The 18,649-nt window shown below is 42.3% G+C and carries 23 protein-coding genes; 17 read left to right on the top strand and 6 right to left on the bottom strand.

Going from position 1 to position 18,649, the window contains the following annotated elements; translation table 11 throughout:
• Positions 1–94: 94 nt before the first annotated feature.
• Positions 95–364, bottom strand: coding sequence for a DUF2564 family protein (locus MTN95_RS16535; RefSeq protein ID WP_024121801.1), 270 nt, complete (start codon positions 362–364; stop codon positions 95–97).
• 156 nt (positions 365–520) lie between these two features.
• Here MTN95_RS16535 and degR point away from each other — a divergent pair, with 156 nt between their 5' ends.
• Entirely contained in the window at positions 521–703 is a 183-nt protein-coding gene (gene degR / locus MTN95_RS16530) for a transcriptional regulator DegR (protein ID WP_010334663.1), read from the top strand.
• Between the two features lie 43 nt (positions 704–746).
• Here the strand turns inward: degR and cspD are convergent, their stop codons facing one another.
• The 3 genes from cspD to metA form a co-directional block, all read right to left on the bottom strand.
• Positions 747–947: a cold-shock protein CspD gene (gene cspD, locus MTN95_RS16525; protein ID WP_003153604.1), complete on the bottom strand. Its 201-nt coding sequence runs from the start codon at positions 945–947 to the stop codon at positions 747–749.
• A 245-nt stretch (positions 948–1,192) separates the two neighbouring features.
• Complete coding sequence (locus tag MTN95_RS16515; protein ID WP_202852550.1) at positions 1,193–2,341, bottom strand: diglucosyl diacylglycerol synthase; 1,149 nt, start codon at positions 2,339–2,341, stop codon at positions 1,193–1,195.
• A gap of 230 nt (positions 2,342–2,571) precedes the next feature.
• The gene (metA, locus tag MTN95_RS16510) at positions 2,572–3,477 is read right to left on the bottom strand and encodes a homoserine O-acetyltransferase MetA (protein WP_024121799.1); all 906 of its coding nucleotides are present in this window, start codon (positions 3,475–3,477) and stop codon (positions 2,572–2,574) included.
• A 368-nt stretch (positions 3,478–3,845) separates the two neighbouring features.
• Here metA and MTN95_RS16505 point away from each other — a divergent pair, with 368 nt between their 5' ends.
• The 11 genes from MTN95_RS16505 to MTN95_RS16455 all read left to right on the top strand — a co-directional run bounded on the left by MTN95_RS16505 (position 3,846) and on the right by MTN95_RS16455 (position 12,921).
• The gene (locus MTN95_RS16505) at positions 3,846–4,328 is read left to right on the top strand and encodes a glutathione peroxidase (RefSeq protein ID WP_105954988.1); all 483 of its coding nucleotides are present in this window, start codon (positions 3,846–3,848) and stop codon (positions 4,326–4,328) included.
• Positions 4,329–4,359: 31 nt separating this feature from the next.
• On the top strand, positions 4,360–4,965 hold the full coding sequence (locus MTN95_RS16500) for an HD domain-containing protein (protein WP_202852597.1): 606 nt from the start codon (positions 4,360–4,362) through the stop codon (positions 4,963–4,965).
• Between the two features lie 59 nt (positions 4,966–5,024).
• A complete protein-coding gene (locus tag MTN95_RS16495) occupies positions 5,025–6,155 on the top strand; it encodes a conserved virulence factor C family protein (RefSeq protein WP_248339013.1) in 1,131 nt (376 codons plus the stop codon).
• A gap of 292 nt (positions 6,156–6,447) precedes the next feature.
• Entirely contained in the window at positions 6,448–8,124 is a 1,677-nt protein-coding gene (gene ilvD, locus MTN95_RS16490) for a dihydroxy-acid dehydratase (protein ID WP_059293734.1), read from the top strand.
• Between the two features lie 105 nt (positions 8,125–8,229).
• Positions 8,230–8,664 carry a BrxA/BrxB family bacilliredoxin gene (gene brxA / locus MTN95_RS16485; protein WP_248339011.1) on the top strand — a complete coding sequence of 145 codons (435 nt, stop codon included), beginning with the start codon at positions 8,230–8,232 and terminating at the stop codon, positions 8,662–8,664.
• 39 nt (positions 8,665–8,703) lie between these two features.
• Positions 8,704–9,489: a class I SAM-dependent methyltransferase gene (locus tag MTN95_RS16480; protein WP_248339009.1), complete on the top strand. Its 786-nt coding sequence runs from the start codon at positions 8,704–8,706 to the stop codon at positions 9,487–9,489.
• Between the two features lie 259 nt (positions 9,490–9,748).
• Positions 9,749–10,363 carry a YpjP family protein gene (locus tag MTN95_RS16475; RefSeq protein ID WP_105991762.1) on the top strand — a complete coding sequence of 205 codons (615 nt, stop codon included), beginning with the start codon at positions 9,749–9,751 and terminating at the stop codon, positions 10,361–10,363.
• Positions 10,364–10,380: 17 nt separating this feature from the next.
• A complete protein-coding gene (locus MTN95_RS16470; protein ID WP_003230797.1) occupies positions 10,381–10,914 on the top strand; it encodes a phosphatidylglycerophosphatase A family protein in 534 nt (177 codons plus the stop codon).
• Positions 10,915–10,999: 85 nt separating this feature from the next.
• Positions 11,000–11,794 carry a thymidylate synthase gene (locus MTN95_RS16465; protein ID WP_101864404.1) on the top strand — a complete coding sequence of 265 codons (795 nt, stop codon included), beginning with the start codon at positions 11,000–11,002 and terminating at the stop codon, positions 11,792–11,794.
• Positions 11,791–12,300 (top strand): dihydrofolate reductase, encoded by a 510-nt coding sequence (gene dfrA / locus MTN95_RS16460; RefSeq protein WP_248339007.1) that lies wholly within the window; start codon positions 11,791–11,793, stop codon positions 12,298–12,300. Before MTN95_RS16465 ends, dfrA begins: the two co-directional genes overlap by 4 nt.
• A complete protein-coding gene (locus tag MTN95_RS16455; protein WP_248339005.1) occupies positions 12,301–12,921 on the top strand; it encodes a lysophospholipid acyltransferase family protein in 621 nt (206 codons plus the stop codon).
• A 32-nt stretch (positions 12,922–12,953) separates the two neighbouring features.
• On the opposite strand, the gene trhA is transcribed toward MTN95_RS16455, so the two are convergent.
• Together trhA and MTN95_RS16445 are read right to left on the bottom strand one after the other, a co-directional pair.
• The gene (trhA, locus tag MTN95_RS16450) at positions 12,954–13,595 is read right to left on the bottom strand and encodes a PAQR family membrane homeostasis protein TrhA (RefSeq protein ID WP_044155470.1); all 642 of its coding nucleotides are present in this window, start codon (positions 13,593–13,595) and stop codon (positions 12,954–12,956) included.
• Positions 13,596–13,618: 23 nt separating this feature from the next.
• Positions 13,619–14,623, bottom strand: a complete 1,005-nt coding sequence (locus MTN95_RS16445) for a sigma 54-interacting transcriptional regulator (RefSeq protein WP_227599397.1) — start codon at positions 14,621–14,623, stop codon at positions 13,619–13,621.
• 248 nt (positions 14,624–14,871) lie between these two features.
• Here MTN95_RS16445 and ilvA point away from each other — a divergent pair, with 248 nt between their 5' ends.
• From ilvA to MTN95_RS16420, 5 genes are all read left to right on the top strand, one after another.
• Positions 14,872–16,140, top strand: coding sequence for a threonine ammonia-lyase IlvA (gene ilvA, locus MTN95_RS16440; protein ID WP_202852542.1), 1,269 nt, complete (start codon positions 14,872–14,874; stop codon positions 16,138–16,140).
• Between the two features lie 90 nt (positions 16,141–16,230).
• Positions 16,231–16,482 (top strand): DUF2535 family protein, encoded by a 252-nt coding sequence (locus tag MTN95_RS16435; RefSeq protein ID WP_024121785.1) that lies wholly within the window; start codon positions 16,231–16,233, stop codon positions 16,480–16,482.
• Between the two features lie 156 nt (positions 16,483–16,638).
• Positions 16,639–17,220 (top strand): SCO family protein, encoded by a 582-nt coding sequence (locus MTN95_RS16430; protein ID WP_202852596.1) that lies wholly within the window; start codon positions 16,639–16,641, stop codon positions 17,218–17,220.
• 77 nt (positions 17,221–17,297) lie between these two features.
• On the top strand, positions 17,298–18,065 hold the full coding sequence (locus tag MTN95_RS16425) for an SGNH/GDSL hydrolase family protein (protein WP_095713132.1): 768 nt from the start codon (positions 17,298–17,300) through the stop codon (positions 18,063–18,065).
• A 9-nt stretch (positions 18,066–18,074) separates the two neighbouring features.
• Entirely contained in the window at positions 18,075–18,638 is a 564-nt protein-coding gene (locus tag MTN95_RS16420; RefSeq protein ID WP_069487337.1) for a YpmS family protein, read from the top strand.
• The last annotated feature ends 11 nt before the right edge of the window (positions 18,639–18,649 follow it).

Here is an 18,649-nt window from a genome sequence, read left to right as displayed (position 1 = left end):
TTTCTTTTATTTTATTACATGAGAATGGATATTTTAAGAAAAAATAAAGGCTGTCGAGATTTTCTCGACAGCCTGAACCGCAGCTTCTGCGGTTTTATTTTTTAAATTCATCCAGCTGATGCTGGCAGGCATCTAATAGCTGCTGTTGCTGCTGTACAAATTCAGGATCATCAAGAGCTGCCAGTTCTTGAGACAGTGAAAGCTCTCTGGCGTCCTCGATGGCTTGGTATGCGGAATTGAGTAATGTTGAGCTTCGGCCTCTTGTGGCGGCGCCGGTCGTTTTCTGCGCTGTTTCCACCGCTAGCTCCAGCTGCCGTTTATCGGTAAATCCAGTCTGATCCTCTTCATGAAATTCTGAGTTCACAAAAAAACACCTCCGCAATTATTTTGCAGAGTTTTTTAAAATTTATGTGCCAAAATAGAAAATAAAATAATAAATAAGCCGATATAACTATTGAACCTGAATGAATAGGTCTGTTTTACTATTTGAGGTATCTTGGTAGAGAAGGGGAGCACAGCTATGGATGATAAAGACTTAAAATCGATCCTTCACAAAACATTTATAGAAATATACAATGATTTAGAAGAACTTGCGGATATTGCGAAAAAAGGAAAGCCGTCAATGGAAAAGCATATTGAAGAGATTGAGCAGAGGTGCAAACAAAACATTTTAGCGATCGAAATTCAGATGAAAATCAAATAGGAGAGGCATTTGCCTCTCCTCTATTTGTCAACTTATATTGAGTTTAGAGTTTTACAACATTAGAAGCTTGAGGTCCACGATTACCTTCGACAATTTCAAAAGAAACTTCTTGTCCTTCTTCTAATGATTTGTATCCTTCTCCTTCGATAGCTGTGAAGTGAACAAATACATCGTCTCCGCCTTCAACTTCAATGAAGCCGAATCCTTTTTCGTTGTTGAACCATTTTACTTTACCGTTTTGCATATTGCTTAATTCCTCCTAGTACTGTAGCACCTATGTGCTAAAAAAAATTTTGTACCATTTAACTTTGTTTCGTTGTTAAATGATGGTTCAACTATACACCATCTGGCAGCACGCGTCAAGTTGCGAAACTGCTTATTTTTCAAAAAAAGGGCAAGTTTCTCAAAAAAATGTAACCGCTTTTACGAAAAGATGAATGCGAATAAAAAGAGCACACGATTTTTCGTGTGCTCCTGCAAGAACATCAGTTAAGAAAGCGCCTTGGCTTTTTGTTTGGTCGTCATCATTTCTGATTCCTTCAAAATATCCTCCAAAATCACTTCAGAGGAGTGTGCCAAATGAAGACTCTTAATGTTTTTCTTCATTCGCTGTAAGGTATCTTCATCTGAAAGAAGGGAGGTGACAGACTCGAGAATCTCTTCATGCCGGTTCACGACAATGGCAGCTCCGCGGTCCTCAAAGAAATTTGCATTTTCTTTTTCTTGTCCGGGCACTGGTTTGTACAGAATGACAGGCACGCCGATAGCAGTGGCTTCTGTCAAAGTAATGCCGCCTGGTTTTGTAATCATGCAATCTGTGACCCGGAAGAGCTCGTCAATTCGCTCTACATAGCCGAGAACTTTTAAGTTATCGCCGTTTTCTGCTTCAAGTATGCTCAAGGATTCTTTTAAAGCCGTATTTTTTCCGCATACGACCACCACTTGCACCTGATCATCCATAACAAGGTTTTCGCACAGCTCTTTTACGTTCTTTAATACACCGTGTGCGCCAGCCATGATGAGCAGCACTTTTTTATCAGGCGAAAGATCGTACTTTTTATAAATCGGCTCAACCGGCAGCGATTCTTCAAATTGAGGCCTGATCGGAATTCCCGTAATTTTCACGTTGCTGGGATGGGTCCCGATCTCAATCAGTTTTTCCTTCACATAATCTGTCGCCACATAATATTTATCCACATTTTCGTGAACCCAAATTTTATGAAGACAAAAATCAGTCATGACGTTGAAGGTAGGAATAACTCTTCCTGTTCTCCGTCTGTATTCGGGTACGACGATCATCGGAAATGTATTAATAATGATGTCGGGCTGATGTTCCTCGACAAGTTCGCCCAATCGTTTATTTCCCATTTTAAAGTAAATATTAAATTTACGTTTATTATAGATTTTGTCAACTCCGTAATAAAACAAACGATAAAACTGTTTTCCGATTGAGAAGCTTTTTAAATAAAGGTACTGAGTTACCTCTGAAACAATCGGATTTGACTCTTGATACAAATTAGAAACTGTTACATGCTGAAAGCCGAGACGTACACATTGTTCATAAAGCGTTTTGGCTACCTGTACATGTCCATTTCCGTAATTTGCAGTCAAAATTAATACTCTTTTATTGGTATTCAAGTAAATTCACCTCAATGTAATCAACAACAAGCAAGCTTCATGCATCGTAAGGAGTTATTGTCTATACATAAACATAACACAAATACATAATCGAATTATTAATGCAGTGAAAAAATTAAGCTAATTTTAAAAGATTCGGATTCCAGTATTTTTAATTTTTGTTATACGCATACTGAATCAGATGTATTTTATCATATTTTTTGCTCAGCGTATCACTTTAAAAAGAAAAATTAGTCCCATTCATAAGGAGTTTCTTGGTAAACATAATAATTAAGCCAGTTCATAAACAATAATGTCGCATGTGCTTTCCAGCGATTGACAGGTTCTTTGCTGTCTTCTGCGAAATAATGTTTCGGCGCCTCGACAGTCGAAAGGTTTCGTTCCAGATCTCTTTCATACTCTTGAAGCAACGTATTTGTATCATATTCAGGGTGTCCTGTTAAAAAGACTTGTTTTTCGTCTTTTGACACAATTAAGCAAACCCCAGCTTCCTTTGATGCAGTAAGAATGTTTAACTCGGGCACTGCTTGCAGTTGTTCCATATTTATATCTGTATGCCGGGAATGCGGCACGTAGTATAGCTCGTCAAAACCTCTTACCAATCTTTCGTGCTTGGAAAGAACAGTATGTTCAAACACACCAAAGATTTTTTTCGGCATTTCAGTTTTTTCCACGCCGTAATGATAATACAAACCTGCCTGAGCACCCCAGCAAATATGCAAGGTTGACGTGACATTCGTTTTGCTCCATTCCATAATCTCTTTGAGCTCTTCCCAATAAGAAACATCTTCAAACGCCAAATGCTCGATCGGCGCACCGGTGATGATCATGCCGTCAAATTTCTTATGACGGATATTGGAGAATGTCGTATAAAACTCATCAAGGTGTTCCCTTGCTGTATTTTTCGGTGTATGAGTGCTTGGGATTAAAAATGTAAAATGAACCTGCAAAGGCGAATTCCCAAGCAGTCTGAGCAGCTGAGTTTCCGTTTGGATTTTTTTCGGCATTAAATTTAAAATAATAATTTTCTGCGGCCGGATATCCTGATGAAATGCTCTGCTTTCATCCATTACAAAGATATGTTCACTCTCAAGCACCTGTTTTGCCGGCAGGTGTGTAGGTATATTAATAGGCAACGTGCCACCTCCATCATTTCCCCGTTAATTTTCTTCATTATAGGAATTTTCCCGCCAATTTTCAATCTATCTATAAGGGTTTGAAGGGGAACAGCAGAAAATACTATATAATAAACGCAAACACATGACTTTTGGTTTCACTGTAATGAGTTTTCCAGGTGTCATGCAATAAATAGAATAATAGCACCTTCTCAAGAGATGTTTCTGTTCATAGAAAAATGATTAATGAGGGAAGAACATCCGTTGAACACGATGTCTGTACAAATGAACAGCTGGCCAATTGATAAACCTAGAGCTTCCGTTTTGTTTTGAAACAGGAAAAAAGGTAAAATAATCACAGCACTCAGGTTCATTAGGAGGGAATTTCAATGTCTATATACAATATGAGGGTCCGCACCATTACAGGCAAAGACATGACACTTCAGCCATTTGCCGGAAAGGTGTTGTTGATTGTTAACACAGCCAGTAAATGCGGTTTTACTCCTCAATTTAAGCAGCTTCAGGAGTTGTATGATACATACCAGCCGGAGGGCCTGGAGATTTTAGGGTTTCCCTGCAATCAATTTATGAATCAAGAGCCTGACGACGAGGAAGGCATACAGGAATTTTGCAAAACTAATTACGGTGTGACGTTTCCCATGTTTTCAAAAGTCGAGGTGAACGGAAAAAATGCCCACCCGCTTTTTGCGTATTTGACAGACAATGCGAAAGGCATGCTTGGAACAAAGGCAATCAAATGGAATTTCACTAAATTTGTAGTGGACAGAAACGGAGAAATAGCCGGCCGCTATTCACCAAACACAAACCCGAAAGAACTGGAAGACGTTATTGCGAAGTTATTAGGACAATAAAGAGGGTGTTTTGGTGCGGGATCGAAAACTGATGCAGACAGAGCAAATCAGGACATGGGTCAAATCTGTTCTGAGCGGTGAAAGCACGGGCCATGATTGGCTTCATGTGTCAAGAGTTGCAGAGCTTGCTTTATATATTGGAAAAAAGGAAAATGCGGATTTGTTCGTCGTTGAAGCGGCAGCCTTGGTTCATGATTTGATTGATGTGAAGCTGCCTGACGCAATCAGGCTTTCAGTCAGCGAGGTGGACGAGCAGCTGGTTTCTTTAGGAGCCGGAAAAGATGAGGCTGAAAGAATTATTCACATTATTACTAGAATGTCCTTTCGGGACAGGGAAAAGCTCGGAAAAGAACCGCTTTCACTTGAGGGGAAAATCGTACAGGATGCTGACAGGCTGGATGCAATCGGCGCAGTTGGTATAGCACGGACGTTTATGTTTGCGGGAGCAAAGGGACATAGCCTTTATGGAAATGATAAGAGTGCCTATGCCCACTTTTTCAGCAAGCTGCTGCTCCTAAAAGATATGATGAATACAGATGCCGCAAGAGAAGTGGCTGACGAGAGGCATAAATTTATGCTTCATTTTGTCAGTCAATTAGGAAAAGAAATTCCCGGAATTGATATTGAAACATCGTAATAGAAGGCGCGGGGCGACTATGTTAGAATAAGTCACAGATAGGCTATAGGAGGACAATCATGAAGATAAAATCAATTGAACCGACGCCAAGCCCGAATACAATGAAGGTCATCTTAACGGAAGAGCTTCCGGCGGGCAAAAGCAATAATTATAAACCGGATCAGGCAGAAGGCGCCCCGCGTGTTGTCGTGGAAATCCTAAATATTGAAGGAGTTAAAGGGGTATATCACGTTGCCGACTTTCTTGCGGTTGAACGGAACGCCAGATATGACTGGAAAGACATTTTACCGCAAGTCCGGACGGCATTTGGAATGGAGAGCGCTGAGAGTGCAGAAAACCGCTCGGATCAGGAGTCATTTGGAGAAGTGAAAGTTTTTGTGCAGATGTTCAGCGGAATTCCTATGCAAGTCAAATTGACAGATGGTGAGCGTGAAGAGCGGTTCGGGCTTCCTGACCGTTTTCAGCAGGCGATCTTAAAACTCAGATCTGAAGCGTCAAATGTTGTGTTTGAACGAGCTTGGAAAGAACAAGGCGTCAGATTCGGCGATTTTACTGAAATCGGCCATGACGTGACAGAAGAGCTTCAGGCCGCTTACAGTGATGAAAGGCTGAAACGGCTAACGGAAGCAGCGGCCCAAGGTAAAGGCGAAACGAAACAAACGGCACAGCGCAAAGCCTATAAAGTAACGCTTGACATGCTGGATGATGAGGATTGGAAGCAGCGGTACGCACACTTGGAGCAGATGGATCCAAAAGAAGAGGACATCCCCGTTTTGCAAAAAGCATTGGATGATCCGAAGGTGTCCATCAGAAGACAGGCTGTTGTGTATTTGGGAATGATTGAATCACCTGATGTTCTTCCTCTATTGTATAAGGCGCTTGAGGATAAGTCTGTATCGGTGAGAAGGACGGCTGGAGACTGCCTGTCTGATATCGGCGATCCTCAAGCCATCCCTGCGATGATAAAATCGTTAAGCGACTCAAGCAAGCTGGTCCGCTGGCGCGCCGCTATGTTCCTTTACGAAGTCGGTGATGAAAGTGCCATAGAAGCTTTGCGGGCTGCTGAAGATGATCCGGAATTCGAAGTCAGCCTTCAAGTGAAAATGGCGCTGGAACGAATCGAACATGGGGAAGAGGCAAAAGGTTCAGTCTGGAAACAAATGACAGAGAGCAGAAAAAAAGGCGAATAAAAAAGAAGATGAAGGTGCAGATCATGCACCTTTTTTATTTGAATTCACTTTTTATAAAAATTATTTCGAATATTGTTGAAAAATAATCAAAAACTATATATAGTAAGTAACAATATTAATAGTTGGAGGGTTCACATCGACAGAAAGCTATATAAATATAAAAACATGAATCAAACAACCGAGGAAAGGGCGGCCTGAAATTATGCGATTTAGCAAAAACGCCCCACAAATAAACTGAAAATTGTTAAAATAAAATTCAATCTAACAATTGAGACTATTTAGGAGGATCACCATGGCAGAATTACGCAGTAACATGATCACACAAGGAATCGATAGAGCACCGCACCGCAGTTTGCTTCGCGCAGCAGGTGTAAAAGAAGAGGATTTTGGCAAACCGTTTATTGCGGTTTGTAACTCATATATTGATATCGTTCCCGGTCATGTTCACTTGCAGGAGTTTGGGAAAATCGTAAAAGAAGCAATCAGAGAAGCCGGAGGCGTACCGTTTGAATTCAATACAATCGGTGTAGATGACGGAATAGCGATGGGGCATATCGGAATGAGATATTCGCTCCCGAGCCGTGAGATCATCGCGGACTCAGTGGAAACTGTCGTATCAGCGCACTGGTTTGACGGAATGGTCTGTATTCCGAACTGTGATAAAATCACGCCGGGAATGCTTATGGCGGCTATGCGCATCAACATTCCGACCATTTTTGTCAGCGGAGGACCGATGGCGGCAGGAAGAACAAGCGACGGCCGCAAAATCTCTCTTTCTTCAGTATTTGAGGGAGTCGGTGCTTATCAAGCTGGAAAAATCGGCGAAAGCGAACTTCAAGAATTAGAACAGTTCGGCTGCCCGACATGCGGATCTTGCTCGGGAATGTTTACAGCAAACTCAATGAACTGTCTGTCAGAGGCACTTGGATTGGCTTTGCCTGGTAACGGAACCATTCTTGCGACATCACCGGAACGAAAAGAGTTTGTCAGAAAATCAGCTGCGCAATTAATGGAAACCATTCGCAAAGACATCAAACCGAGAGATATCGTTACAGTAAAAGCGATTGATAACGCGTTTGCGCTTGATATGGCGCTCGGCGGTTCAACAAATACTGTACTTCATACGCTTGCCCTTGCAAATGAAGCGGGCGTTGAATACTCTTTAGAACGCATCAATGAAGTCGCAGAGCGCGTGCCGCATTTGGCCAAGCTGGCGCCTGCATCTGATGTATTTATTGAAGATCTTCATGAAGCGGGCGGTGTGTCTGCAGCATTGAATGAGCTTTCCAAAAAAGAAGGAGCACTTCATTTGGACGCGCTGACAGTTACAGGTCAAACACTTGGAGAAACCATTGCCGGACATGAAGTGAAGGATTATAACGTGATTCATCCGTTAGATCAGCCATTCACTGAAAAGGGCGGTCTTGCCGTATTATTCGGAAATCTGGCTCCGGACGGCGCTATCATCAAAACCGGCGGCGTACAGAACGGAATTACGAGACACGAAGGGCCCGCTGTCGTATTCGACTCTCAGGATGAGGCGCTAGACGGCATTATCAACCGGAAAGTAAAAGAAGGCGATGTCGTCATCATTCGTTACGAAGGGCCAAAGGGCGGGCCAGGTATGCCTGAAATGCTTGCACCTACATCACAGATTGTCGGAATGGGGCTTGGTCCGAAAGTAGCGTTGATTACAGACGGACGTTTTTCCGGAGCATCCCGAGGCCTTTCAATCGGACACGTATCACCAGAGGCAGCAGAAGGCGGACCGCTTGCCTTTGTTGAAAACGGCGATCATATCATCGTTGATATTGAAAAACGCATCCTGGACGTTCAAGTGCCTGAAGAAGAATGGGAAAAACGGAAAGCGAATTGGAAAGGCTTTGAGCCAAAAGTGAAAACCGGCTATTTAGCCCGTTATTCTAAACTTGTGACAAGTGCCAATACGGGCGGTATCATGAAAATCTAGACATCATGATCACATTCTCTTGTTTTAAGACGTGAACATTTGAAATCCGGCTCTCTCTATAGTATCCTTTACTTCAGATGAAGGATAATAGAGGGGGCTTTTTTTATGTCAATGGCTTATGAAGAATATATGCGCCAGCTTGTCGTTCCGATGCGCCGCGAGCTGACTGGGGCCGGTTTTGAAGAATTAACAACGGCAGAAGAAGTGGAGAATTTTATGAAAAAGGCAGAGGGCACAACTCTTGTAGTCGTTAACTCTGTTTGCGGCTGTGCGGCCGGTCTTGCGCGTCCTGCGGCAACTCAGGCAGTCCTGCAGAACGACAAAACACCTGACAATACGGTGACAGTATTTGCGGGCCAAGATAAAGAAGCCACTGCAAAAATGCGGGAGTATTTTACAGGCCAGGAGCCTTCTTCACCGTCAATGGCTCTTTTGAAAGGCAAAGAAGTCGTGCATTTTATTCCGCGCCATGAGATTGAAGGGCACGAAATGGAAGAAATCATGAAAAACTTAACTGACGCCTTTGATGCACACTGCTAAATGCCCGTTTTCCGGGCATTTTCTTTTGGAGTATAGATCATGATTACAACAAGCTATAGACCGTCTGACCACACGATAAAGATCGCAAAAATGCTTTCGGAAGAGCTGGGTATACAATATTGCGACCGAAATAAACAAACGGTTGAAAATATGCTGAAGTCAGCTGAGCGTGATTTGCTCGTGATTGGAAAAGAGCGGTTCGAACTTTATACAAAACAAGGCGGTAAATTCTTTTTTCATCCGAATACAGCGATGTTCAGAGCTAAACGGTTTATGCGCGGCGAGCAAGAGCCAATGCTTCGGGCAGCCGGCTTAACGGCCGGAGATTCTTTTTTGGATTGCACGCTCGGTCTGGCTTCCGACGCTATTATCGCAAGTATGGCGGTTGGCGAAACCGGGTCGGTGATCGGGCTGGAAAAAAACAAGCTTGTGTCCGTTCTGGTGAATACGGGGCTCCATTCGTGGGAAACCGGTATAGAACAGCTTCAAGCTGCCATGAGAAGAATACAAGTGAATCATGCGGATTGCTTTGACTATCTAAAGCAGCTGCCTGACAAATCAGTAGATGTCATTTATTTTGATCCGATGTTTCATGAGCCTGTAGAGTCGTCTGATGGCATTGCGCCATTACGAGAGCTGGCTGAGGATTCTGGATTGGCTGACGGCTGCATCAAAGAAGCGGTGCGGGCAGCCAGAAAAAGCGTGGTACTCAAAGACCATTGGAAAAGCCCGCGCTTTGACCAATTTGGTTTTAACGTATTGAAAAGAAAAACAGCGCTTTTTCACTACGGTGTTATTCAAATCGCAAGCGAAACAAGCCCGTGAAGAACCTCACGGGCTTGTTTCTAATCGGTGACTTCCATGACGACAAAGTATAATAATGTTAAAAGTGAAACCGTTGCAAACAAAGCGTCAATCATGCGGAAGGCCTCCTTTCATATTATATTGTAAGCGTTTTTACACACACAGCAAAGCAACAAATCTCCTAAATTGACTTAGAGCTTTATATAGTACATGACTTGTAAGTTCGACCTATGATAAAATAAGAGAAACATGACAATAAAATAGAGAGGAATAAGCAGTCATGAAATTGTGGATGAGAAAGACCCTTGTGGTTTTATTTACCATCGTAACGTTCGGGCTCGTATCTCCTCCGGCTGCTCTCATGGCAGACAAGCCTTCAGGACAGCCGAGCAGTCTTGAGCAGAATGATTACACCGCTTTTTATGATGAGCATGATTTGTACGATGATTATGAATCGGAAGACAGGCGAGACCCCGAATTACTTTTTCAATCGTACAAGGAACAGCTCCTTGACAGCGCTGAAAATCAGTCTTTTTTGAAATTTGGCAGCAAAATTGCTCCGGTCATTGAAGATGACTATCGGAAAGAGATTCTGCCGAAAATTGAAAACGTCATATGTGACTTTTTAGCGACATTACAAGATGACGAAGCGTATCAAGATGTTGTGATTTCAAGCAAGCCTTCAGCGGGGAAAACGGAGAAAATCTTTCACGTTTTTAATCGGTCAACCGGAGAAGACCTCCTCAGGTTCCATGTGCGCAGAGACCACCCTCCGCATGACGGCTACTGGTTTAATTTTCATTATCATACAGCAGAAGATGGATTTCAATCACACCATGAGCTTGGGAGCATTTATTGGGACCGCAACACACCTCCCAACTGGATGAGTGCCTAAAGGAGATGCCATTAGATATGAAAAAGTACACAATGAATGAAATGGTCGATATAACAAAAGATATGCTGAACAAACGGGGCGTTATGATAGAAGATATTGCGCGTATTGTTCAAAAACTTCAGGAAAAATACAATCCAAATCTCCCGCTTAGTGTATGTATGGAGAATGTAGAAAAAGTACTGAACAAGCGTGAAATTATCCATGCTGTTTTAACCGGGCTGGCGCTTGATCAGCTTGCAGAGCAGAAACTTCTTCCTGAACCGCTGCAGCATCTTGTTGAAACAGATGAACCGCTGTACGGCATAGATGAAATTATCCCTCTTTCAATCGTTAATGTGTACGGTTCGATCGGCTTGACCAACTTTGGTTATTTGGATAAAGAGAAGATCGGAATTATTAAGGAGCTCGATGAAAGCCCTGACGGCATCCATACGTTTTTGGATGATATTGTGGCAGCACTTGCAGCCGCAGCAGCGAGCAGAATTGCCCATACGCATCAGGATCTGCAAGATGAAGAAAAAGAACAGGACGAAAAGCCTGTTGTCAGCTGACTTATAAAAAAATCATTTCTGGGTTCAGAAATGATTTTTTATTGTGTTACACTACTATAAGACTACTTTTTAAAGGATGAATAAAATGAAACAATATAAAGATTTATGCCGACATGTTTTAGATCATGGTGAAAAAAAGGGTGACCGTACAGGAACCGGAACAATCAGCACCTTCGGCTATCAAATGAGATTTAATTTACAGGAAGGCTTCCCGATGCTGACCACAAAAAAACTTCACTTTAAATCAATTGCGCACGAGCTGCTTTGGTTTTTAAAGGGTGATACCAATGTACGCTATCTGCAGGAAAACGGAGTGCGTATTTGGAATGAGTGGGCTGATGAAAACGGTGAACTCGGACCTGTATATGGTTCACAATGGCGCTCATGGCGGGGAGCTGACGGAGAAACCATTGATCAAATTTCACGTCTTGTGGAAGATATTAAAACAAATCCGAACTCAAGACGTTTAATCGTCAGTGCATGGAATGTTGGTGAAATCGATAAAATGGCCTTGCCTCCGTGCCACTGCCTGTTTCAATTTTATGTATCTGACGGCAAGCTGTCCTGCCAGCTTTATCAGCGCTCAGCCGATGTTTTCCTCGGTGTGCCGTTTAATATAGCTTCCTATGCGCTGCTTACGATGATGATCGCGCATGTAACAGGGCTTGAGCCGGGCGAGTTTATTCATACATTCGGCGATGTTCATATTTATCAAAATCACATTGAACAGGTTAACTTGCAGCTGACCAGAGATGTCCGCCCGCTGCCGAAGCTTCGTTTTGCCAGAGAGGTTGATTCGATTTTCGGTTTTACGTTTGATGACTTTATCATTGAAGATTACAATCCGCATCCGCATATTAAAGGAGCGGTCAGCGTATGATTTCATTCATTTTCGCGATGGATGCCAACCGGCTTATCGGGAAGGACAATGATTTGCCGTGGCATTTGCCGAATGACCTTGCATACTTTAAAAACATAACCTCAGGACATTCAATCATCATGGGGCGAAAAACATATGAATCAATTGGACGTCCGCTTCCGAATCGGAAAAATATTGTTGTGACATCTGCACACGATTCAGAATTTCCCGGTTGTACCGTCGTCAGTTCAATAGAGGATGTGCTCCAGATTGCCTCAGATACTGAGGAATGCTTCGTGATCGGAGGCGCACAGCTTTACACGGCGCTGTTCCCTTATGCGGACAGGCTGTATATGACAAAAATACACCACCAGTTTGATGGAGACCGCTACTTTCCTGAATTTGATGAGAGCAAATGGAAACTTGTTTCTTCTGAGCAAGGGACTAAGGACGAAAAAAATCCGTATGACTATGAATTTTTAGTGTATGAAAAAAAGAATGTATCATCTGAAGCGGGAGGATTTTAATTGATTCGCTACAGCTGTCTAGTGATTTACATTGTGTATATGCTGTTAAAAAATATAAAACAATTGTTTAATCAAAGAATGCTGGATCCGCGTCTGTCATACAAAAAACAGATGACGCTCGTTTACGAGCAGCCAAAGGCGTTTTTGGAAGGCTGTATCGGCATTTCAGGATCTGTCATCACCATTCATCAGCCAGAGCCGATACCGAGCGGTCCTGTTTTGTATGTGCATTCTCGTTTAGGATTGCCTGAACTTGCTTTGATTGCCGGGTATATTGAAGAACCAGCCGGATTTATCGCAAATCCCAAAGTGTTTCGTTTACCGATTATCGGACAATGGCTTGAACGGATGAATGTCATTCGAGAGAGCGGTTCAGAAATGGTATATGAAGATATTTTGACCCAATTAGAAAAAGGCCAAAGCATGATTCTTTCTTTAGATGGCTGTATCAATCCATTGGAACTTGCAGCCCGCTGCAGCTTTCCGGTTGTAATGGTGGAAACGAAAGGAACCGATGAACTGCTGAAGGGATCGCTTTTTAAACGCTTAAAGCCAGCAGATATAGAAGTGTCATTTTCCAAGGCTTATATACCGGCAAGTGAGAAGCAATTACGGGCCTAAAAAAGCGCAGTCACTGAGACTGCGCTTTTTCATTAGGATAAAAACGGCACTTTCACACAATAGAACAGCACGCAGAAAAACATCGCCGCACTCCCGCCTAAAACAAAGCTGTGCCAAATGGCATGATGGAAAGGAATCTTTCTCCAAATATAAAAGATCGTTCCGGCTGAATACAACAGACCGCCAAGTAAAAGAAGGCTGAATCCAGCTCCTGTCAGTGAAGCATATAAAGGCTTAACCGCGATAATCATTAGCCATCCCATTAATAAATACATCAAGGTAGATAAAATGATAAACCGTTTTACGAAGAAAATTTTGAATACGATTCCGCCAAGGGCAAGCGCCCAAACGATGATGAGCAGGGTGAAGCCGAGTGTGCCTTTTAACGGGCCAAGCAGAAAAGGGGTATAGGTTCCGGCAATCAACACGTAAATGGCGCTATGGTCAATAATCTCCAAAATATCTTTCGTCTTTTTGTGCTGAATGCTGTGAAGCAGGGTGGAGCTCAAATAAAGCAGCAGCATGGAAACACCAAATATGGTAAAACTGACGATATCCCATGCGGACCCGTAATTAGCCGCAAATATGATGAGAAACACTAATGCTGGTATGGATAAGAACACACCGATGCCGTGGGTAATGGCGTTGGCGATCTCTTCTTTTATTGTATACACGTACATTCTCCTCTCTTTAGCTGCTACATCATTTGTTTTTGCAGCGTTTCTAAAAAATTCAGCCCTTCTAAAGTGATTTTCGTGCCCGCACGTCCGCGGCTTTTTGTCACATATTCTTTCTTCTCCAAATAATCGAGACGGCTTCTGACCTGCTGCGGCGTTAAAGAGATTTGGCTGTTTTTGCTGCTTTCAGAGATGATCCGTCTGCTTGCCGGTTCGCCTTTTTCATTTAATACTTTTATGGTTTCCAAAATAAACAGAAACTCGGCTTTTTCCATTAAAGTCAGAAGCTTCGCTTTTTTCTTCGTCGTTTTTTCATTTAGCCCGTCCCGTATATACGGCGGCACATCATACGGATGAATGGTTCCTCCGCTTGATACAGCCGCCATATAATCTGCAGCGTTTTTTAATTCTCTTACATTCCCATCAAAGGGATGCTGTTCAAGCAGCGGAAAGACCGAGGGATCAATTAACAATTGCTGTCCCGATTCCGAAAGGAAATACTGGGTCAAAAGGGGGATATCGCTATTTCGCTCGGACAGCACCGGCAATGTGAGCGTTAAAATGTTCAGCCTGTAAAATAAGTCCTGCCTGAATGTATTTTCAGCAACTTCTGTTATCGGGATTGCAGAAGCACAGATGATTCTCGGTTTTTCCCCATCTGAGTCAAGTGCTTCTAGAAGCTTAGCTTGTACAGAAACCGGCATACTCCATACGTCATTAAGAAAAAGTGTACCTCGGGCGGCTTTTTGAAACGCACCCAAGGCATCATCAGCGCCAAAAAGCTCGTATGAAAGGTTTTCTTCTGAATGGGTGCTGCAATTGATACTGATCAATGGTTCACCGTTTCTTGAAGAGCCTTGGTGTATGGCCTGTGCAAAATGATCCTTGCCTGTTCCGACCTTTCCTGTGATCAGGACAGGAAGCTCTGATAGGGCGAACTGCATGGCGACTCGTTTTGTTTCGAGAAATAGTTGATGCTCTCCAATTAGATTATGAAAAGTGCAAGATCGAGGTGCTGTAATCATTTATTGGCTCCTTTTGGTTCTAATTGGTTCTATTATAGCATGCCTTTCAGATGAAAACATCTTTTATCTTTAAGAAACTTTTTTCTTAGCTGCTGGATACAGGTCACGCAGATGTTATTACGGGTGCGGAGAACTTAGAATACGATTCATTTTTTATTTACTAAATAAAAATAATTGTCTTATTATTTGAATATTCATGTTATAATGGCATATTAAATAGGGATTTAAAACAAGAAAGGAATCTGTACATGAAACCGTTGCTTAAAGAAAACTCTCTCATCCAAGTGAAAGACATTTTAAAGGCTCATCAAAACGTGAAGGACGTTGTGACTCACACACCGCTGCAAAGGAATGACAGACTTTCTGAGAGATACGAATGCAATATTTATTTGAAACGAGAAGACTTGCAGGTAGTCAGATCTTTTAAACTCAGAGGGGCTTATAACAAAATGAAGCAGCTCTCTGACGAGCAGACTAAAAACGGAGTCGTGTGCGCAAGTGCCGGAAACCACGCGCAAGGTGTAGCGTTTTCGTGTAAACACCTGGGCGTTCACGGGAAGATTTTCATGCCTTCCACAACACCAAGACAAAAAGTGTCACAAGTTGAACTGTTCGGAAAAGGGTTTATCGATATTATTTTGACAGGTGATACTTTTGATGATGCATATAAAAACGCAGTTGAATGCTGTGAGCAGGAACACCGCACCTTTATCCATCCGTTTGATGATCCGGATGTAATGGCCGGCCAGGGAACTCTGGCGGTTGAAATTTTAAACGATATTGATACAGAACCGCATTTTCTATTTGCAAGTGTCGGGGGAGGCGGGCTTCTTGCAGGGGTCGGCACGTATATGAAAAACGTGTCTCCTGAAACCAAAGTAATCGCGGTTGAACCGGCGGGCGCTGCGTCTTATTTTGAATCTAACAAAACTGGACATGTCGTCACGTTAGATAAAATTGATAAATTTGTGGACGGAGCGGCTGTAAAAAAAATCGGCGATGAAACCTTTCAAGCGCTAGAAACCGTTGTAGATGACATACTTCTCGTGCCAGAAGGGAAGGTATGCACAGCCATTCTTGAACTATATAATCAATGTGCGATTGTCGCTGAACCGGCGGGTGCTCTTTCTGTCGCTGCACTGGATTTATATAAGGAAGAAATTAAAGGGAAAAACGTAGTATGTGTTGTCAGCGGCGGCAATAACGATATCGGAAGAATGCAGGAAATGAAGGAGCGGTCTATGATTTTCGAAGGCCTTCAGCATTATTTTATCGTCAATTTTCCGCAAAGAGCTGGGGCACTCCGTGAATTTCTTGATGAAGTTCTTGGGCCGAATGATGACATTACGCGATTTGAGTATACGAAGAAAAACAATAAAAGCAACGGACCGGCCCTGGTCGGCATTGAGCTTCAAAACAAAGCTGACTATGGACCGCTGATTGAACGGATGAATAAAAAAGCGTTTCATTATTTAGAGGTAAATAAGGATCAAGATTTATTCCATCTGCTGATCTGATTTTTTCGGCACAACCGCGCAAAATGACAGACAGCCCGGCCGGCATTGTATATAATAGAAGAAAACAATCAAAAAATGAGGATTGATAGCTTGTTACTCAAAAGCCTAGAGTTCAAACGCAGCGACGGGATTCAGGTGAAAGTGACAGAAATACCTGTGTTAAAGGAAGATGAACATTATTTCTTTATGTTGAATCAGCATTTGCAGATCTACTTAAAAGAGGTATTTTCATCAAAAAGCAGGGCAAAAGTGTATTCTTTCCGACAATATATGAAACGACGGATGAAATGGACTGATTATCAGGCTGTTTTTCATCAAGAGGTGTTAAAACACAACGCGTGATACGCCGTTTATTCCTGTGTGTCCCCTTTGCTATGCCGCTCGCAGGCGGACGAAGGGGCATGCAGGAATTTTTTTGCGGGTATAGAATTAAACAAAGGATGTAAGAAGGTGAGCGCGGCATTTAGTAAGCGCTTTAAGCTGGAAAGGGTGAACGGCATGAAGATGATCAAAGGGTTGGCGGCGGGGCTGATTTTTCTGCTTTTGTGTGCCTGCGGAGGACAGCATATTAAGGATCCGCTTAATTACGAGGTGGAGTCTTTTACTTTTAAAAACCAAGATGGCAAAAATGTTTCTTTAGACAGTTTAAAAGGAAAGGTTTGGCTCGCAGACTTTATTTTTACCAATTGTGAGACCGTGTGTCCGCCGATGACGGCTCATATGACAGATCTTCAAAAGAAATTAAAGGCTGAGAATATAGATGTGCGTATCGTATCCTTTAGTGTTGATCCTGAGAATGATAACCCGAAGCAGCTGAAAAAATTTGCGGCAAATTATCCTTTATCTTTTGATAACTGGGATTTTCTAACGGGATACAGTCAAAGTGACATCGAGACGTTTGCGTTTGATAGCTTTAAAGCGATCGTGAAGAAACCTGAAGGCCAGGACCAGGTCATTCATCAATCCTCTTTTTATTTAGTAGGCCCTGACGGTAAAGTGCTGAAAGATTACAATGGAGTAGAAAATACACCATACGATGACATTATCGCTGATGTGAAAGCGGCTAGTAAACTCAAGTAATCTCGAAGACAAGGCATTTTCAAATCTTCTAAAACATGATACACTTTCCACTAGTAGAATGGGGAGGAGCAACAAGATTGAAACTGCGCATTTTTGCACTCATGGCCAGTTTGATTTTGCTTCTTACTGCATGTACGAGCATACGTACAGCATCTGAGGGAAAACAAAAAGCCCATGAACTGAAAACGAAGGAACACATTGTCATTGCCGCTGTCGGAGATTCGCTTACAGAAGGTGTCGGAGATCCTGAGGGCAAGGGATATGTCGGCAAGGTGGCGGATTCTATCCGGTCAAATGAGCAAGTCAAAAAGGTTGACGTTAAAAATTATGCCGTCAAAGGGAATCGTTCGGAGGATTTGTTAGAGAAACTAAAAGATAAAAACGTTCAAAAAGGCATAAAAGATGCAGATTATGTCTTTTTAACAATCGGCGGTAATGATCTGATGAAGGTCCTTCGTCAAAACTTCCTGCAATTAACCGTCGAACCGTTTCAGGAAGAGGAAAAGCCGTACGAAAAGCGTTTTAAAAAAATCATTTCAGAAATCCGCGCGCTGAATAATCACGCAGAGCTGATTTACGTCAGCATGTATAATCCGTTTACATTTACTTTATCTGAATTACAGGAAATAAACGGGGTAGTCACTGATTGGAACAACATTGCTAAAAAAGAGCTGAAAAAAGATAAACATGCAAAAATCATTAATATAGAAGACTTGTTCAATCAAAAAAGTGACAGTAAACGAATTTCTGAGGAAGATGATTTTCATCCTAATGGAACGGGTTATTCCTTAATAGCGAAGCGGGTCTATCAAGCAATTGAAAAAGAAGGATTACCGAAAGAGTAGGGTGAAATCATGAATAACTGGAAACGACTGTTTTTTATATTGCTTGCCATCAATATTGTATTAGCAGTAGGATTTGTGACGCTGGTCATGCTGCCGGGCAAGCAAGCGGAGGTAGAGGATACCTCTAAAAGCGAGTACGGATTTCAAGTGACAAGCACAAAAGAATCCTTAGCTGCGTTTGTCAACTCATATTTAAACGAGAAAGCGTCAAATCAGCTTGATTACAAAGTGGATATAGATGACGATGTCCATGTGGCAGGGAAAATCAAAGCATTTTCCACGTCAATTGACGCGTTTATCGCATTTGAGCCGACCGTGAAAAAGAATGGCGATGTTGAGCTGAATGTAACGAAATTTTCCTTAGGGAAATTGAGTATTCCTATTAGCTTTGTGTTAAATTATATGGACAGCTTCTATGAACTCCCATCCTTTGTGCATGTTCATCCCGGCGATAAAAGCATTGAGGTTCGTTTGTCTGAAATGCCATTAACGAACGGTATGTATGTCAAAGCAGATAAAATTAATTTAGAAAAAGATGAAATTGAGTTTTCCTATTACCATCCTAAACAATAGAGGTGACTGAA

Source organism: Bacillus sp. 2CMS4F (genome assembly GCF_023161785.1).
Classification (GTDB): Bacteria; Bacillota; Bacilli; order Bacillales; family Bacillaceae; genus Bacillus; species Bacillus halotolerans.
The sequence above is the reverse complement of the archived record's forward strand: the minus strand, read 5'-3'. Positions and strand labels throughout refer to the sequence as shown.

Coding starts and splice junctions, on each gene's coding strand:
- dfrA (WP_248339007.1), top strand. CDS start 11,791: ATGATTTCATTCATTTTCGCGATGGATGCCAACCGGCTTATCGGGAAG.
- MTN95_RS16495 (WP_248339013.1), top strand. CDS start 5,025: ATGAAGATAAAATCAATTGAACCGACGCCAAGCCCGAATACAATGAAG.
- MTN95_RS16445 (WP_227599397.1), bottom strand. CDS start 14,623: ATGATTACAGCACCTCGATCTTGCACTTTTCATAATCTAATTGGAGAG.
- MTN95_RS16475 (WP_105991762.1), top strand. CDS start 9,749: ATGAAATTGTGGATGAGAAAGACCCTTGTGGTTTTATTTACCATCGTA.
- cspD (WP_003153604.1), bottom strand. CDS start 947: ATGCAAAACGGTAAAGTAAAATGGTTCAACAACGAAAAAGGATTCGGC.
- MTN95_RS16465 (WP_101864404.1), top strand. CDS start 11,000: ATGAAACAATATAAAGATTTATGCCGACATGTTTTAGATCATGGTGAA.
- MTN95_RS16480 (WP_248339009.1), top strand. CDS start 8,704: ATGATTACAACAAGCTATAGACCGTCTGACCACACGATAAAGATCGCA.
- MTN95_RS16430 (WP_202852596.1), top strand. CDS start 16,639: ATGAAGATGATCAAAGGGTTGGCGGCGGGGCTGATTTTTCTGCTTTTG.
- ilvA (WP_202852542.1), top strand. CDS start 14,872: ATGAAACCGTTGCTTAAAGAAAACTCTCTCATCCAAGTGAAAGACATT.
- MTN95_RS16470 (WP_003230797.1), top strand. CDS start 10,381: ATGAAAAAGTACACAATGAATGAAATGGTCGATATAACAAAAGATATG.
- brxA (WP_248339011.1), top strand. CDS start 8,230: ATGTCAATGGCTTATGAAGAATATATGCGCCAGCTTGTCGTTCCGATG.
- MTN95_RS16505 (WP_105954988.1), top strand. CDS start 3,846: ATGTCTATATACAATATGAGGGTCCGCACCATTACAGGCAAAGACATG.
- MTN95_RS16420 (WP_069487337.1), top strand. CDS start 18,075: ATGAATAACTGGAAACGACTGTTTTTTATATTGCTTGCCATCAATATT.
- ilvD (WP_059293734.1), top strand. CDS start 6,448: ATGGCAGAATTACGCAGTAACATGATCACACAAGGAATCGATAGAGCA.
- degR (WP_010334663.1), top strand. CDS start 521: ATGGATGATAAAGACTTAAAATCGATCCTTCACAAAACATTTATAGAA.
- MTN95_RS16500 (WP_202852597.1), top strand. CDS start 4,360: ATGCAGACAGAGCAAATCAGGACATGGGTCAAATCTGTTCTGAGCGGT.